Below are 13,803 nucleotides of genomic sequence, written 5' to 3' on the forward strand. Positions count from 1 at the left end.
GAGGGCCGCCATGGAGCAACCGATGGTGCGCGCCGACAACGTGCACAAGTCCTACGGTGCCACGCCGGTCCTCAACGGGGTCTCGCTGACGGTGGAGCGGGGCGAGACGGTCTGCGTGATGGGGCCGTCCGGCTCCGGGAAGAGCACCTTCCTGCGCTGCATCCACAACCTGGAGACGATCGACGCCGGACGCATCTACCTCGACGGGGACCTCGTCGGCTACCGGAACACGAGAGGGCGCCTCCAGCAGCTGGGCGGCAGGGAGACCTGCCGCCAGCGGTCCCAGATCGGCATGGTCTTCCAGCACTTCAACCTCTTCCCGCACATGACCGTGCTGGAGAACGTCACCGCCGCCCAGATCCGCGTGAAGGGGGTCAAGCCTGCCGACGCGGAGGCCACCGGGAGGAAGCTCCTCGCCGACGTGGGGCTCGCCGGCAAGGCAGGCAGCTATCCCCGGCAGCTCTCCGGAGGACAGCAGCAGCGCGTGGCGATCGCGCGCGCCCTCGCGATGGACCCCAAGGTGATGCTGTTCGACGAGCCGACCTCCGCGCTGGACCCCGAACTCGTCGGCGAGGTGCTCGCGGTGATCCGCGACCTCGCCCGCACCGGCATGACGATGATCGTCGTCACCCACGAGACCGGGTTCGCCCGCGAGGCCGGCGACAGCCTCGTCTTCATGGACGAAGGCCGCGTCATCGAGGTCGGCCCCGCCCGCGACGTGATCGCCGCCCCCCGGCACGAGAGGACCCGCGGGTTCCTCTCCACGATCCTGTGAGGGGCGGCACGGAATGAAGGACCACGTCGACGTCGCGATCGTCCAGTTCGAACCGCGCCCGCTCGACCTGGCGGGCAACCTCGAAGCCATGGCCGAAGCCGTACGGGCGGAGGCGGCCGGCAACCCCGCCGACCTCGTCGTCTTCCCCGAGCTCGCCACCACCGGCTACCTCCCGCCGGCCTACAGCGACGACTTCCGGCGCCGGCTGGCCTCCGCAAGCGACACCATTCCCGGCCGCACGACCGAGACGCTCGGCCGCGTCGCCCGCGAGACCGGGACCCACATCGTCGTCGGCCTCGCCGAGCGCGGGGAGGACGAAGAGCTGTTCAACACGCTCCTGCTCATCGGCCCGGACGGCGAGACCATAGGCGCGCACCGCAAGGTGCATCTATGGGACCAGGAGCCGGGGTACTTCGGTACCGGGCGCCGCTTCGGCGTCCTGGACACCGGCCTGGGCCGGATCGGGCTGTCCGTCTGCCACGACTCGCGCTTCCCCGAAGCCACCCGCCAGCAGGTGGTGGCCGGCGCCGAGATCCTGATCTGCGTCTTCGCCTACGCCCCCGACCCGGGGGTCCCGGCCGACATCCTCACCCACCGCACGGTGACACGCGCGTGGGAGAACGCCGCGTACTACGTCCTCGCCAACCGCCTGGGCAGCGAGTACGGCGCGGACTTCGCCGGCCGCAGCGTGATCGCCGGGCCCACCGGTCAGATCCTCAGCGCCGCCCACGGTGAGCGGGACCCCGTCGTCCGCGCCCGCCTCCACCGCCGGCCTCTGGCCGATGCCCGTCGCGTCGTGGACGTCGCCCGCGAACGGCGGCCCGACGTCTACGGCGACCTCACCCCCATCGCACCGGAAACGACAACGACGAGCCGGCAGGAGCGCCCGTGACCGCCTTCACCCCATCGGACCGCGTGCAGCGGGTCCTCCGGCACTCGCTGCGGCCCTCCACCCGCCCCCCGGCGGGCATGATCTCACTCGCGTCCGGCGAGCCGGACTTCGCGACCCCGGAGCACATCCGCAGGGCGCACGCCGACGCCGTCGAAGCCGGCGCCACCCACTACGCGGCCTGGAACGGCGCCCCGGACCTTCGGGAGGCCCTGGCCGCACACGCCGGGGGCTCCGGACGGCCCGCGCGGGCGGCCGGCCAGGTCCTCGTCACCCACGGCGGCAGCGGCGCCCTGGCCGCGGCGATCCTCTCCTGCGTCGACCCGGGCGACCGGGTCGTCATCCCCGTCCCGACCTACTCCCTCTACGCCGACCTGGTGCGGATGGCGGGAGGCGAGCCCGTCCTCGTGCCGCAGCAGGACGACCTGCACCTGGACCTGGACGCGGTCGCCGCGGCCGCTCCCGGCGCCCGCATGGTCGTGGTCTGCAACCCGTGCAACCCGACCGGCGTCGTCTACTCGGCGGAGGAACTGACCCGGTTGAGGGACATCGCCGAGCAGCACGGTCTGCTGGTCATGGCCGACGAGGCGTACGACCAGATCGTCTACGACCCCCGGCGCTTCACCTCCGTCCTGGACATCCCCGGCCTCGCCGAGCGGGTGCTGTACGTCCAGACGTTCTCCAAGACGTACGCGATGACGGGCTGGCGCGTCGGATACCTGCTCGCGCCGCCCGAGGTGGTCGCCGCGGCGGCGGTGGTCCACACCCGTATGGCCGGTCCCCTCAACACCGCGGTGCAGCATGCCGCGCTGGCTGCGCTCACCGGGCCCCAGGAGCCCGTCCGGCGGATGCTCGACGAGTACCGGGGGCGGCGCGAGCTGGTGATGCGGCTGCTCGGTGACGTGCCCGGCACCCGGCTGCGGGCTCCCGACGGCACGTTCTACGCGTTCGTCGCCCACAGCCCGCGGCTGACGTCGGTGCAGGTGGCCGCGGCCGCCCGCGAGAGGGGTGTGGCGGTCCGCCCGGGAAGCGAGTTCGGCGGCGAAGGCTCCGTCCGCCTCTCGTTCGCCACGGACCGGGAGACCCTGACCAAGGGGCTCCTCGCCCTGCGCGACATGTTCGAGGACACGGCGGCGCCATGATCCGGAGGCGTGGCAGTGCCCCCGGCCGCGCTCAGCCCGCGGGGCTTTCAGTGGCGGCGGACGGCTCGACGAGCTCATCGACCTCGGCGTGGACGCCTTCATCCTCGCGGGCGTGCTCGCTGCCCGCAGGCGAGCGGCCCGACCCCGCCCGCGGCCTGCCGTCCGCGCACGGCGACCACCTGTTCGACGGCGGCTACGACTTCATCGGCACCGGGTCCACGCCACCGGTCACCGCGCAGGCCAGGGGGCACGACGTGGTGTACGTCGCGGTGTCCGGGCCGCGGATCGAGAACGGGCGGCTCGTCGTCCGCGAGGACTCCCCCGTCGCCGCGGCCGCCGACCTCAAGGGGCGCAGGGTCGCGCTCGGCCACGGCTCCTGGCAGACCACCCGGCTCCTCCTCGCGCTGGAGAAGGCCGGGCTCAGCTGGAGCGACATCGAGCCGGTGGACGCCTACGGCAACGCCGCCGAGCTGTTCCTGAACGGCGAGGTCGACGCCTGGGTCGGCTCGTACCCGTACCTGACCGACGTGGAGCGGCGCGTGCCGGTCCGCACGGTCATCGAGACCGACGGCCTGTTCAGCCACCGTTCGCTCTGGTTCACCAGCCGCGCGTTCGCCACGGGGCGCCGCGACGAGCCCGCCGCGATCGTCTCGGCGCTGCAGGAGTCGGACGCGTGGGTGCGGCGGAACCCGCGCGAGGCGGCCGATGAGGGGGCGCATCGGTTCGGCGAGGGCCTGTTGCCCCCATGGACGATCACGTGCAAGGCTGAATCGTCCTCACAAGGACCGTTCCGCCTGCCCATCTCTAGCGGAACGGCCGACAGAAGGAACACCGGTGACCGATCACGCACGGGGGACGGCCGCCTGGCATGGGCGCATCGAGCATGTCCGCGGATCCGACCTGGACCAAGACACCGCGCAGACCTCGGGAATGCGAAGGTACGAGGCGATCTCGGGCAGGAGCGTGGGCTCCGAACGGCTCTGGATGGGCCGCACCCACGTCGCGCCCGCGACCGGCTCGGGCGACCATCACCACGGCGAGGCCGAAACGGCGATCTACGTCGTCTCCGGCCGCCCGGTCTTCGTCTTCGCCGAGGGCGCCGAGGAGGTCCGCGTCGAAACCCGGCCGGGCGACTACATCTTCGTCCCGCCCTATGTCCCGCACCGCGAGGAGAACCCCTCCCCCGACGAGGAGGCGGTCGTGGTCATCGCACGCAGCACGCAGGAGGGGATCGTGGTCAACCTTCCCAGCCTGTGGGCGGACGTCGAGCGTCCGACGGACTCCTGACGACCATGAAGTCCGACGAGCACGGGCTGGCCATCGGGGCGGGCAGCCGCAGCGCACTCGAACACTACGACAACGCCGTCCATGAACTGCTGCACTTCCGCCCGGAGGTGGACGCCGAGGCGAAGCGGGCGCTCGAAGCGGATCCCGACTTCCCGCTGGGCAACGTCCTGTCGGTATACCTCGGACTGCTGAGCACCGAGCCCGACAACGCGCGGGCCGCGGCGGAACGGTTCCAGCGCTTCCGGTCGCGCGTGGACGACTCCGGGCTGCTTCCCCGGGAACGCGCACACGTCGCGGCGCTCGAACGCCTGGTGAAGGGCGACTTCCTCGGCTGCGGCCGCCTGCTCGGCCAGATCAGCGAGGAGTACCCGCGGGACGTCCTGGCGCTGTTCGTCGGCCACCAGATCGACTACTTCACCGGGGACGCCCGGGCACTGCGCGACCGGGTCGGCGGTGCGCTGACGTCGTGGAGCGAGGCCGACCGGCATTTCGGTCACCTGCTCGGCATGTACGCCTTCGGGTTGGAGGAGGCGGGCCACTACGACCGGTCGGAGGAGGTCGGCCTGCGCGCGGTCGAACTCCACCCCAAGGACGTGTGGGGCATCCATGCGGTCGTCCACACCTACGAGATGCAGGGCCGGTTCCGGCGAGGTATCGGCTATATGGACGAACGTCTGGCCGACTGGTCGACCGGCACGTTCTTCAACGTGCACGCGTGGTGGCACTACGCGCTCTACGCGCTGGAGGCAGGGGACGCGGCCCGGGCCCTGGAGATCTACGACGCCGTCCTCCACGGCCCGGAGTCGACGGGCACCGCGATGGAGCTGCTGGACGCCGCCGCCCTGCTCTGGCGGCTGCTCCTCGAAGGCGATGACCAGACCGCGAGGTGGAACGCCCTGGCCGACAGCTGGGCGCCCAAGGCCCGGGAGCCGTTCTACGCGTTCAACGACATGCACGCGGTGATGTCCTTCGTCGGCGCCGGCCGCTTCGGCGACGCCGACCGGCTGATCGCCGACCGCGAGTCCTACCTGGCCGCTACCCTGCCCGATGTCACCAACCAGGCGATGACCGCACGCGTCGGCCTTCCGGCCTGCCGCGCCCTGGTGGCCTTCGGCCGCGGCGACTACACCACCGCCGTTGACCTCCTCGCCCCCGTCAGGCACCACGTCAACGAATTCGGCGGCAGCCACGCGCAACGCGACGCGCTGCAGAAGACCCTGCTGGAGGCCGCCCTCCGGTCCGGCCGCCTCGACCTGGCCCGCGTCCTGGTCAGCGAGCGGATCAGCATACGGCCCGCCAGCCCGTTCAACTGGCTCAAGCACGCCGCCGTGGCCGAGGCCCTCGGCGACGCGGCCACCGCGGCCACCGCCCGATCGCACGCGACGACGCTCCGCCGGGCCTAGGACGGCCATCGCCCTACCTCACGGGGCTAGGTTCGTGTCCTGTGCGGATCATCTCTCTCAACGCCTGGGGCGGCGCGATGTTCGACGACCTCAGCCGCTGGCTCGCCACCAACGACACCGACGTCCTCTGCCTCCAGGAGGCGACCCACACCCCGACCGCGAACGGCTGGACGCGCTTCGACGACGCCGAACGGTCACTGCCACAGCGGGCGGATCTCCTCTCCGACGTCCGCTCGCTGTTTCCCGGGCACCACGCGGTCTTCACCCCCAGCGACGCCGGTCCCGTCCAGGACCAGGCCGGCGACCTGCATCAGCAGGAGTTCGGACTGATGGCCCTCACGGCCCCCCGCCTATCCTCTCGTCGCCATCCGGACGGCCTTCGTGCACGGCGACTACATCGAGTACCGGAGCCACTGGCCAACCGGTGACCGCCCCCGCGCCGCCCAGGCACTGCGTGTCTTCGACCGCCGGGCCCAGCGGTTCGTCACCATCACCCACCTGCACGGCCTGCGGGACCCGAACGGGAAGGCCGACACTCCCGCCCGGAGAGCACAGGCCGGCCGACTCGCCGACCTCATCACCGGCATCCGCCAAGACGACGACCTGACCGTGGTCTGCGGGGACCTCAACCTGCTGCCCGACAGCGAGACGTTCCAGATCCTCGCCAAGCTCGGCCTGGTCGACCTCGTCAAGGACGCCGACACGAGAACCTCGCGCTACCCCAAGCCGCTACGCCACGCGAGCTACATGCTGATCTCCGACCCCGGCGCCGTCCGGCGGTTCGAGATCATCACCCGGCCTGAGGTGTCCGACCACCGCGCACTGATGCTCGACCTCTAGGCATTCGGACAGTACCGGGGCGCTTGTTTCCCCGGTACTCGGCGAACTCCAGCCACCGCTCCGGGAGGCGTAGCGTGAGGAGTTGCGCAGCAGACGCACGATGCGGGCCTGCACCAGCGCCTGCGGCCACAAGTGCGCGACCGCGTAGTGGGCTCCGCCAACAGTCCCTGCCTTGTGTCCCTCTTGTATGCCCGGTAGGAGAAGCCCATGGCCGGCGATAACGCTCGCGAACACACCGGTGATGCTTCGGGGGCCGGCGCCGAGCGGGCGGCTTCCGGACGGGCTGCGGCGTTGTCGCCGTGGCGGTTCGTCGTGGTCTTCGGTGTGGTCAGCCTCCTGGCGGACGCCGTCTACGAGGGGGCCCGATCGATCACCGGTCCGTATCTGGGATCGCTCGGCGCGGGCGCCGTCCTGGTGGGAGTGGTGACGGGCGCCGGCGAGGCGGCGGGCCTGGTTCTCCGGCTGGTGAGCGGCCCGGCGACCGAGTGGTCGGGCCGGTACTGGGGCTGGACGATCGCCGGGTACGGCCTGACGGTCGTGGCGGTGCCCGCGCTGGCGCTGCCGGTCGGACTGGCCGGGGCATGCGTGCTCGTAGTGGCCGAACGCGTGGGCAAGGCCACGCGCAGCCCGGCCAAGGACACGCTGCTCTCCCACGCCGGAAGCCCGATGGGGCGCGGGACGGCGTTCGCGGTGCACGAAGCGCTGGACCAGACAGGCGCGTTCGCGGGTCCGCTGCTCGTCGCGGCGGCGGTCGCCTGGCACGGGTACGGCCTGGGCTTCGCGATCCTGGCGGTCCCCGGCATCGCGGTCATGATCGTTCTCCTCTGGCTGGCCCGCCGCGTCCCCGACCCGCGGGTCTACGAGGCCGGCGCCGAGCGGACGCCCGCCGAGCCTCCGGCGATGGGATCCGCGGCGGTGCGCGGCCGTGCTCCGCTGGCGGGGCTGGGCCGGGTCTTCTGGCGCTACGCGGTGTTCTCGGCCGTGACGATGGCGGGGTTCGCCACGTTCGGGCTGATCGGGTTCCATCTGGTGGAGGCCGACCTGGTGAGACCGCAGGCCGTGCCTCTGGTGTACGCCGGGGCGATGGCGGTCGACGCGGTGGCGGCGCTGGCGACGGGCCGGCTGTTCGACCGGTGGGGTCTGCGCGTCCTGGTGACGCTGCCGGTGCTGGCCGGTGCCGGCACCGCACTGGCGTTCGCCGGCTCGCTGTTCCCGGCGCTGGCGGGCGCTGCGCTGTGGGGCGCGGCGATGGGCGTCCAGGAGTCGACGATGCGGGCGGCGGTCGCTGACCTCGTCCCGGCCGCACGCCGCCCGACGGCCTACGGCGCCTTCGCCGCGGTCTACGGAACCGCCTGGCTCGTCGGCGGAGCAGCCCTCGGCGCCCTCTACGGCCACGCCCACGCCGCCCTGGTACCAGTCGTGCTGAACGTGCAGGCCGTAGCACTGGCCGCCCTGTGGTGGGTCAACTCAGCAGCCGCCCCCGACGGCAGGACCACCGCCTGACCGGCACCGCCTTTGGAGGGGTGCGAGCACGTCTGGGAAGCCGAAGGTCGCGACCAGTGCGGGATCGTGGAACTTGACCACGCGGGAGACGCCGGTGGCGGTAGGGGCCAGGACCACTACGCCGTCGGCTCGGAGCGCGTCGTCGGCGTCGCGGTGGTACACGACGGCGGCGGGTTGGCCGTTGGCCACAGTGGCGAGCATCCGCCAGTCGCCCGGTGCGCCCAGCACGTACGCGTCGAGGATGCGGATGCACATCGCCTTTCCCGACTGCCAGTCGCGGAAGGGCGTCGCCTCCAGCGTGGCGTCCGCGCGCAGCACCTGTTCCATCAGGCCGGCATCGGAGTGCTCGAAGGCCGCGATGTAGCCGTCGAGCAGCGCGCGTGCCCTCTGGTCGGTCGGTTCGAGCAGTCGCTCGGCGTCGGGCTCCAGTTCGTCCAGCCGGGCACGGGCGCGCTGCAGACCGCTCTTGACCGCCGCCGTGGTGGTGTCGAGGATCTCGGCGGTCTCGGCCGCCGAGAACGCCAGCACCTCGCGCAGGATGAGGATGGCGCGCTGGCGGGCGGGCAGGTGCTGCAGGCTCGCGATGAGCGCCAGCCGCACCGACTCGCGTTCGACCATCACCGCGGCGGGATCGTCGGCGGGCGGGGCGATCCATGCTTCCGGCAGCGGTTCCAGCCACGAGACCTCGCCCGGTCGGAGGGCATTCGGCGGGTGATCGGGGCGGTCGTCCGGGCCTGCCAGCCCCGAGGGCAGCACCCGGATCGGGCGCGGCTTCAACGCCGTCAGGCAGACGTTGGTGGCGATCTTGTAGAGCCAGGACCGGATCGACGCCCGGCCCTCGAATCCCGAGTAGGACCGCCACGCCCGCAGGTAGCTCTCCTGCACCAGGTCCTCGGCATCGTGCGCCGAGCCGACCATGCGGTAGCAGTGCGCCAGCAACTCGCGGCGGAACCGCTCGGTCTCGGCGGTGAACCGGTCTCGATTCGGCGCCGCCCGCAGATCCGATGTCACGCCGCGAGCCTAGCCACGTGGCGCTCTGGGCGCGGTCCGCGTGCCGGCGCAGCCGACGACGCCCGGCCCGCATCGGCCGCTACCGATGACGCGGGCGCCCTTCCGCACAGGCGGCGTCCGCGATCAGACCTCATCGAGCTGAAGGATCAGGCCCCGGAAGGCCGTGTAGCGGGCCAGGTTCGTTGCGGCGTCCTCGGCGGTGCGCCGCCCGATCTCGGACCCGAGCGCGGCCTCCAGCGCGGCCATGTCGTCCCAGTCGAGCATCACGACCATGTAGCAGGATTCGCCGATGACGGCCGCGGGCTCATGACTGCGCGTGAAGCGACGCAAGCCCGGATACCGTTTCGCCAACGGGATGTGGACATCTCTGTAGTGCCGTTCGAAAGCGTCGATGTCGGAGGGGGTGTCGTACATCACGACGAATCGCGCCGTCTGCTCAGCGGCCGGTTCCACGGCTGCGGTCATCTGTTTCAACTCCTGTCATGGAAGCCTCCGGTGTGCGACGGCACCGGCGCGGCTTTAGGGGTTTCTCAGGGCAGCAGGGCCAGTTTGCCGACGGTGGCGCGGGCTTCCAGTTCCGTCAGCGCTTTCGGGCCGTCGGCCAGGTCATGAGCGGTGGGCCGGCCGGGGGCGAGGACGCCGGCCGCGATCAGCGCGGACAGCTCACCCATCAGTTCGCCGAAGATCTGCGGTGCGGCCTGGATCAGCACGCCGATGTTCAGGCCGACGATCTGGACCTGGTGCTTGTACACCAGCTCCCAGTTGGTGATCGGCGCTTCGCCGCCTGCCGTGCCGTAGACGATGACCCGCCCGGTGACCCGCTTGGCCGCGGCCAGGCCGGCGGCGAAGGTGGCGCCGCCGGCAGACTCCAGCACCACATCGACGCCGGAACCGCCGGTCAGCTCCATCACCTCGGCGGCGAGGTCGCCGCTGAGAGAGTCCAGGACGTGGTCGGCTCCCAGTGCCAGCACTGTCTCGTGCTTGCCGGGCGAGGCGGTGGCGATGACCGTCGCACCGTAGTGCTTGGCCATCCGCACCGCGGCCTGGCCGGTCCCGCCCGCCGCGGCCTGGATCAGTACGACCTGCCCCGGAGAGATTCCGCCAAGAGGCTTGAGCGCAGCCAGCGCGGTGGGCCAGTTCACGACCAGACCAAGCGCCTGCTGCTCCGTCCAGCCCGCCGGCACCGGCACCGCAGCGGCCGCGGGCAGGACCATGAACTCGGCGAAGGCGCCGGTTCCGACACCGACGACCCGGGCCCCCGGTTGCGGGCCGGTCACCGCCTCGCCCACCGCGACGACCTCGCCGGCCGCCTCGAAACCCGCCAGGTACGGCGGCCGCGGACCGCCTGCGAACGTGCCGTGCGCCTTCGAGACGTCGGCGAAGTTGACCCCGGCCGCGGTGACGCGGATCAGGACCTCACCCCGGCCGGGGCGCGGCACCGGCGCATCGGTGATCAGGCGCATGTCCTGCGGGCCGTTGAGGGAGGACTGCTGCAGCGCGCGCATGGTCGCGGGGACGCTCATCGGCGATCGGCCTTTCCTTCTCGGCTTACGTGAGAGAGACCGACCCAGCCGTCGCGCCTCCCACCTTGTAGACCGCACCCGCCACGAAAAGGAATCGGCCACTCCCGAACCGGTCGGTTCGTCAGGCCTTGGCGCGTTCGGCGGGCATGCCGGGGCCGATCACGGCCTTGATCTCGGCCGGGTCGTCCACGCGTCCGCAGTGGGCGCACACCGTCTGCTGGGTGATCCCGGCGCCGCAGACCGAGTGGGTGTAGAGGATCGGCGGCTCCCCGTCGGTCGCCCACCGGTCGCCCCATTCGGTGAGGGCCACCAGGGCCGGGGCGAGCGCGCGCCCCTTGTCGGTCAGCAGGTACTCGTACAGTTCGGGCTGCTCGGAGTACTTGTGGCGGCGCATGATCCCGGCCTCGACGAACCCGTCCAGCCGGGCCTTGAGGATGTTGGTCGCGATGCCCAGGTTGCGCTGGAAGTCGCTGTAGCGGGTCGCCCCCGCGAACACGGCGTCGCGCATGATCAGCAGGCTCCAGCGCTCGCCGATCACCTCCAGGGTGCGTGCGATCGAGCACACCTGCGAGTCGTAGGTCTTCCCCAGCATGCCCCCCAGTCTACCGACGTACTTGCGTCATGAAAGCAACTCTGGCTAGGGTCACTTGCATGATGCAAGCAGATCGTTCGAGCCAGAACTACACCACCTCCTTCACCGTGGACCGGACGCCGCAGGAAGTGTTCGAGGCCATCACCGACGTCCGCGGCTGGTGGTCCCAGGAGATCGAGGGCGTCACCGACCAGGTCGGCGGCGAGTTCGACCACCGCTTCAAGGACGTCCACCGCTGCCGGATCCGCGTCACCGAGCTCGTCCCCGGCCGCAAGGTCGCCTGGCGCGTCCTGGAGAACTACTTCAACTTCATCGAGGACCAGACCGAGTGGAAGGACACCGAGATCGTCTTCGACATCTCCGAAAAGGACGGCGGCACCGAGGTCCTTTTCACCCACGTCGGCCTCGTCCCGCAGTACGAGTGCTACGACGTGTGCTCCAACGCCTGGGCCGGCTACCTCAGCGGCAGCCTGCCGAGCCTCATCACCACCGGAAAGGGCCAGCCCAACCCGAAGGAGGACGGTGACGCTCCGGCCCACCAGGACACCGCCACCGCGCTGCGCACCAAGCCGTCACCCCAGGCCGCCACCCCGGTCGGCACCGAGTCGGGCGGCGCCTGAGATGGCCGCGATCACAGGCGCGTGTACGACGTGCCGGGCTCGAGTTGGCAGGTGCTGGTCACCTCCCAGCCGCGGCCAAGTTGAGCCCGGCCACCTCCACGGCAGGCATCTGAGGTTCAGCGATCAGGACCTGGGGACGATTCGCCGGAATGCGCGGCGCAGAGCGCTCAACGGTCGTCCGCACCGCTGCTGCCATCGCGTTTGCGGCGCAGGTGACCGCGAAGCCGCCAGATGACGACGGCGAGGACGACCACACCGACGATCACGGTCGCGGTGACCCGCCCGGCAACGCGCTCGACCCGGGCATAGGCATGCCCGGCGAAGTATCCGAGCAGCGTGAAGCTCACGCCCCAGACCAGGCCGCCAGTGGCCTTGTAGACCAGGAACACCCGGCCGGGCATCCCCGAGGCCCCGGCCAGCGCCGGCATGATCGCGCGGAAGAACGCGACGAACCGTCCGGCGAAGACGGCGGCACCGCCCCTGCGCCGGATCAGGTCGCGGGCGCCGTCCACGCGGTCGCGGTGGCGGCGGAGCGGACGGCTGTCCAGAACCGGCTGCCCGGCATGGCGCCCGATCTGGTACCCGACGAAGTCCCCCGTGGGGGCCTACCAGGCGATCAGGCCCAGGTCGGTGCGGTGCATGTCGGGGAGGCGTCGGAAGCGGCCGTCGTCCATGCGGAAGACGGCCCGGTCGTGGCGCGAGCTGACGAGGAGGTGCCTGCCGGTCCCGTCGAGGGCGGTCCGGAAGTCCACCGGCGCCGCGGGCGCGATCTGCCCGGCGGTCATGCGGGCGAGTTCGCGGACGGGCGCCTTGCGGGACCCGTCCCCGAGGAGGGACAGCTCCACGATCGCGACGGACCTGAATTTCCCGTCGTCGATGTCGGTGTTCTCCTTGATCGCCATGACGGTACGCCCGTCCGGGGACGGCCGGAAGGCTGACAGGTTGTCGGTGCTCCTCAGGACGGCGCGGGCGTGGGCGAGGTCGGTGCCCGTCGTGCGGGTGTCGAGCTCGCGCAGGACGACCCCGGTGTACACCGCCTGGGGGTCCTCCGGAGCGTCGGTGAGGAAGAAGAGGGTGCGGCCGTCCGTCGCCCATGACGGGGACTGCACGTACTCCGGAGAGCCGCCGCTCGGCGACGGCAGACGCCATCCCCGGCGGGCACCGGACGAGGATTCGACGACCGCCATGTCGTCGCCGCGGCAACCGGTGAAGTTGTTGAAGACGATCGCGAGGCGGCCGCCGTCCGCCGTGGCGGCCATCTCGTCCACCCTGGTGTCGAACCCGCCGGGCAGGGTCGTCCTGCGCGCCACGGTCCCGTCGCGGCGCAGGGTCACCTTGTCGATGCGGGTGCGGCAGGGGCCGGACTCGGCGGCGAGGAAGGCGGTGCGCCGGTCGGCCGAGACGGCGAGCGCGGCGTAGTGCCCGGCGCGGGGCTTGATGTCGTCGATCATGCGTCCGGTCCAGGAGTCGAAGACCCCGACGCCGCCCTTCCGGTGGGTCGCCAGGAAGTACGGGGGGCCTTCGTGCTCGCCGAGCGCCTCCGGACCGCGCAGGACGCCGCGGAAGGCGACGGTCACGACCGCGACCATGATCACGGTGAAGGCGGCGGCGACCGGCACGATCCACCGTCCCGCCGGCCGGTGGCGGCGGCGGGCGGCGGGCAGGACCAGGGGCGGCAGCGACTCGCGCGTCACCTCGCGCGTCTCGGCGGCGGCGGCGTCCTTCAGCAGCCGTTCGACGTTCACAGGGTCTCTCCCAGCATGCGCTCAAGGGCGGTGCGCCCGCGGGACGTGTTGGACCGGACGGTGCCCCGGCTCACCCGCATGATCTGCGCGGTCTCCTCCTCGGACAGCTCGAGGACGAACCGGAGCACCAGAGTCTCCCGCTGCCGGTGCGGGAGGCGGCGCAGCGCGTCGAGGATCTCCCTGCCCTGCTCCCGGCCCAGGACCCGGCTCTCCGCCGACGCGACGGGCGGGTCCTGGGCGCCGAGAAGGCGGCGGCCCCGGCGGCGCAGCACCGACCGGCAGTTGTTGAGCACCGACGACCTCAGGTAGGTCAGGGCCTTGTCGGGGTCCTTCAGCCGGCCCCACCGCTGGTACAGACCGAGGAAGGAGTCCTGGACGACGTCCTCGGCCGTCGGCCTGTCGCCGACCATCACCAAGGCCAGCCTGACGAGGTCCAGGGCGTGCGCTTCGTACAACTGCGTCACCGCTCTCTC

General features: G+C 71.7%; 15 protein-coding genes and 2 pseudogenes. 10 read left to right on the top strand and 7 right to left on the bottom strand.

Features of this window, described 5'->3' with window-relative positions; translation table 11 throughout:
• Positions 1–10 precede the first annotated feature (10 nt).
• From K4S16_RS38250 to K4S16_RS38285, 9 genes and pseudogenes are all read left to right on the top strand, one after another.
• Positions 11–775: an amino acid ABC transporter ATP-binding protein gene (locus tag K4S16_RS38250; RefSeq protein ID WP_149263977.1), complete on the top strand. Its 765-nt coding sequence runs from the start codon at positions 11–13 to the stop codon at positions 773–775.
• 13 nt (positions 776–788) lie between these two features.
• Positions 789–1,667 (top strand): carbon-nitrogen hydrolase family protein, encoded by an 879-nt coding sequence (locus K4S16_RS38255; protein WP_149263978.1) that lies wholly within the window; start codon positions 789–791, stop codon positions 1,665–1,667.
• On the top strand, positions 1,664–2,806 hold the full coding sequence (locus tag K4S16_RS38260) for a pyridoxal phosphate-dependent aminotransferase (RefSeq protein ID WP_149263979.1): 1,143 nt from the start codon (positions 1,664–1,666) through the stop codon (positions 2,804–2,806). Before K4S16_RS38255 ends, K4S16_RS38260 begins: the two co-directional genes overlap by 4 nt.
• Positions 2,803–3,447, top strand: a pseudogene (locus K4S16_RS38265) (ABC transporter substrate-binding protein); the annotation flags it as partial. The gene K4S16_RS38260 and the pseudogene K4S16_RS38265, both read left to right, overlap by 4 nt.
• 193 nt (positions 3,448–3,640) lie before the next feature.
• The gene (locus tag K4S16_RS38270; protein WP_149264055.1) at positions 3,641–4,093 is read left to right on the top strand and encodes a cupin domain-containing protein; all 453 of its coding nucleotides are present in this window, start codon (positions 3,641–3,643) and stop codon (positions 4,091–4,093) included.
• 5 nt (positions 4,094–4,098) lie between these two features.
• Positions 4,099–5,496 (top strand): tetratricopeptide repeat protein, encoded by a 1,398-nt coding sequence (locus K4S16_RS38275; RefSeq protein ID WP_149264056.1) that lies wholly within the window; start codon positions 4,099–4,101, stop codon positions 5,494–5,496.
• 41 nt (positions 5,497–5,537) lie between these two features.
• On the top strand, positions 5,538–5,924 hold the full coding sequence (locus tag K4S16_RS45300; RefSeq protein WP_200842352.1) for a hypothetical protein: 387 nt from the start codon (positions 5,538–5,540) through the stop codon (positions 5,922–5,924).
• A complete protein-coding gene (locus K4S16_RS45305; protein WP_200842353.1) occupies positions 5,878–6,336 on the top strand; it encodes an endonuclease/exonuclease/phosphatase family protein in 459 nt (152 codons plus the stop codon). Before K4S16_RS45300 ends, K4S16_RS45305 begins: the two co-directional genes overlap by 47 nt.
• Before the next feature lie 207 nt (positions 6,337–6,543).
• Entirely contained in the window at positions 6,544–7,839 is a 1,296-nt protein-coding gene (locus tag K4S16_RS38285; protein WP_149263980.1) for an MFS transporter, read from the top strand.
• Here K4S16_RS38285 and K4S16_RS38290 read toward each other — a convergent pair.
• The 4 genes from K4S16_RS38290 to K4S16_RS38305 form a co-directional block, all read right to left on the bottom strand.
• Positions 7,804–8,850 carry an RNA polymerase subunit sigma-70 gene (locus K4S16_RS38290; RefSeq protein ID WP_149263981.1) on the bottom strand — a complete coding sequence of 349 codons (1,047 nt, stop codon included), beginning with the start codon at positions 8,848–8,850 and terminating at the stop codon, positions 7,804–7,806. The two genes, K4S16_RS38285 and K4S16_RS38290, sit on opposite strands and share 36 nt — an antisense overlap.
• 123 nt (positions 8,851–8,973) lie before the next feature.
• Positions 8,974–9,315, bottom strand: a complete 342-nt coding sequence (locus K4S16_RS38295) for an EthD family reductase (RefSeq protein ID WP_200842354.1) — start codon at positions 9,313–9,315, stop codon at positions 8,974–8,976.
• A 65-nt stretch (positions 9,316–9,380) separates the two neighbouring features.
• Complete coding sequence (locus tag K4S16_RS38300) at positions 9,381–10,355, bottom strand: zinc-binding dehydrogenase (RefSeq protein WP_235037351.1); 975 nt, start codon at positions 10,353–10,355, stop codon at positions 9,381–9,383.
• A gap of 139 nt (positions 10,356–10,494) precedes the next feature.
• Positions 10,495–10,965, bottom strand: coding sequence for a helix-turn-helix domain-containing protein (locus tag K4S16_RS38305; protein ID WP_200842355.1), 471 nt, complete (start codon positions 10,963–10,965; stop codon positions 10,495–10,497).
• A 59-nt stretch (positions 10,966–11,024) separates the two neighbouring features.
• On the opposite strand from K4S16_RS38305, the gene K4S16_RS38310 reads away from it, so the two are divergent.
• Positions 11,025–11,585, top strand: coding sequence for an SRPBCC domain-containing protein (locus K4S16_RS38310; RefSeq protein WP_149263984.1), 561 nt, complete (start codon positions 11,025–11,027; stop codon positions 11,583–11,585).
• Between the two features lie 167 nt (positions 11,586–11,752).
• On the opposite strand, the pseudogene K4S16_RS38315 reads toward K4S16_RS38310, so the two are convergent.
• The 3 genes and pseudogenes from K4S16_RS38315 to K4S16_RS38325 all read right to left on the bottom strand — a co-directional run.
• A pseudogene (locus tag K4S16_RS38315) lies at positions 11,753–12,169 on the bottom strand (DedA family protein); the annotation flags it as partial.
• A gap of 21 nt (positions 12,170–12,190) precedes the next feature.
• On the bottom strand, positions 12,191–13,330 hold the full coding sequence (locus K4S16_RS38320) for a hypothetical protein (protein ID WP_149263986.1): 1,140 nt from the start codon (positions 13,328–13,330) through the stop codon (positions 12,191–12,193).
• Complete coding sequence (locus tag K4S16_RS38325) at positions 13,327–13,794, bottom strand: RNA polymerase sigma factor (protein WP_235037360.1); 468 nt, start codon at positions 13,792–13,794, stop codon at positions 13,327–13,329. Before K4S16_RS38325 ends, K4S16_RS38320 begins: the two co-directional genes overlap by 4 nt.
• Between the last annotated feature and the right edge of the window lie 9 nt (positions 13,795–13,803).

It is taken from the genome of Actinomadura sp. K4S16, from assembly GCF_008327685.1.
In the GTDB taxonomy this organism is placed as follows: Bacteria; Actinomycetota; Actinomycetes; order Streptosporangiales; family Streptosporangiaceae; genus Spirillospora.

Bases quoted from the DNA above. Each gene is read 5' to 3' on its own strand.
- K4S16_RS38300 (WP_235037351.1), bottom strand. From the start codon at position 10,355: ATGCGCGCGCTGCAGCAGTCCTCCCTCAACGGCCCGCAGGACATGCGC.
- K4S16_RS38250 (WP_149263977.1), top strand. From the start codon at position 11: ATGGAGCAACCGATGGTGCGCGCCGACAACGTGCACAAGTCCTACGGT.
- K4S16_RS38295 (WP_200842354.1), bottom strand. From the start codon at position 9,315: ATGACCGCAGCCGTGGAACCGGCCGCTGAGCAGACGGCGCGATTCGTC.
- K4S16_RS38305 (WP_200842355.1), bottom strand. From the start codon at position 10,965: ATGCTGGGGAAGACCTACGACTCGCAGGTGTGCTCGATCGCACGCACC.
- K4S16_RS38275 (WP_149264056.1), top strand. From the start codon at position 4,099: ATGAAGTCCGACGAGCACGGGCTGGCCATCGGGGCGGGCAGCCGCAGC.
- K4S16_RS38310 (WP_149263984.1), top strand. From the start codon at position 11,025: ATGATGCAAGCAGATCGTTCGAGCCAGAACTACACCACCTCCTTCACC.
- K4S16_RS38255 (WP_149263978.1), top strand. From the start codon at position 789: ATGAAGGACCACGTCGACGTCGCGATCGTCCAGTTCGAACCGCGCCCG.
- K4S16_RS38285 (WP_149263980.1), top strand. From the start codon at position 6,544: ATGGCCGGCGATAACGCTCGCGAACACACCGGTGATGCTTCGGGGGCC.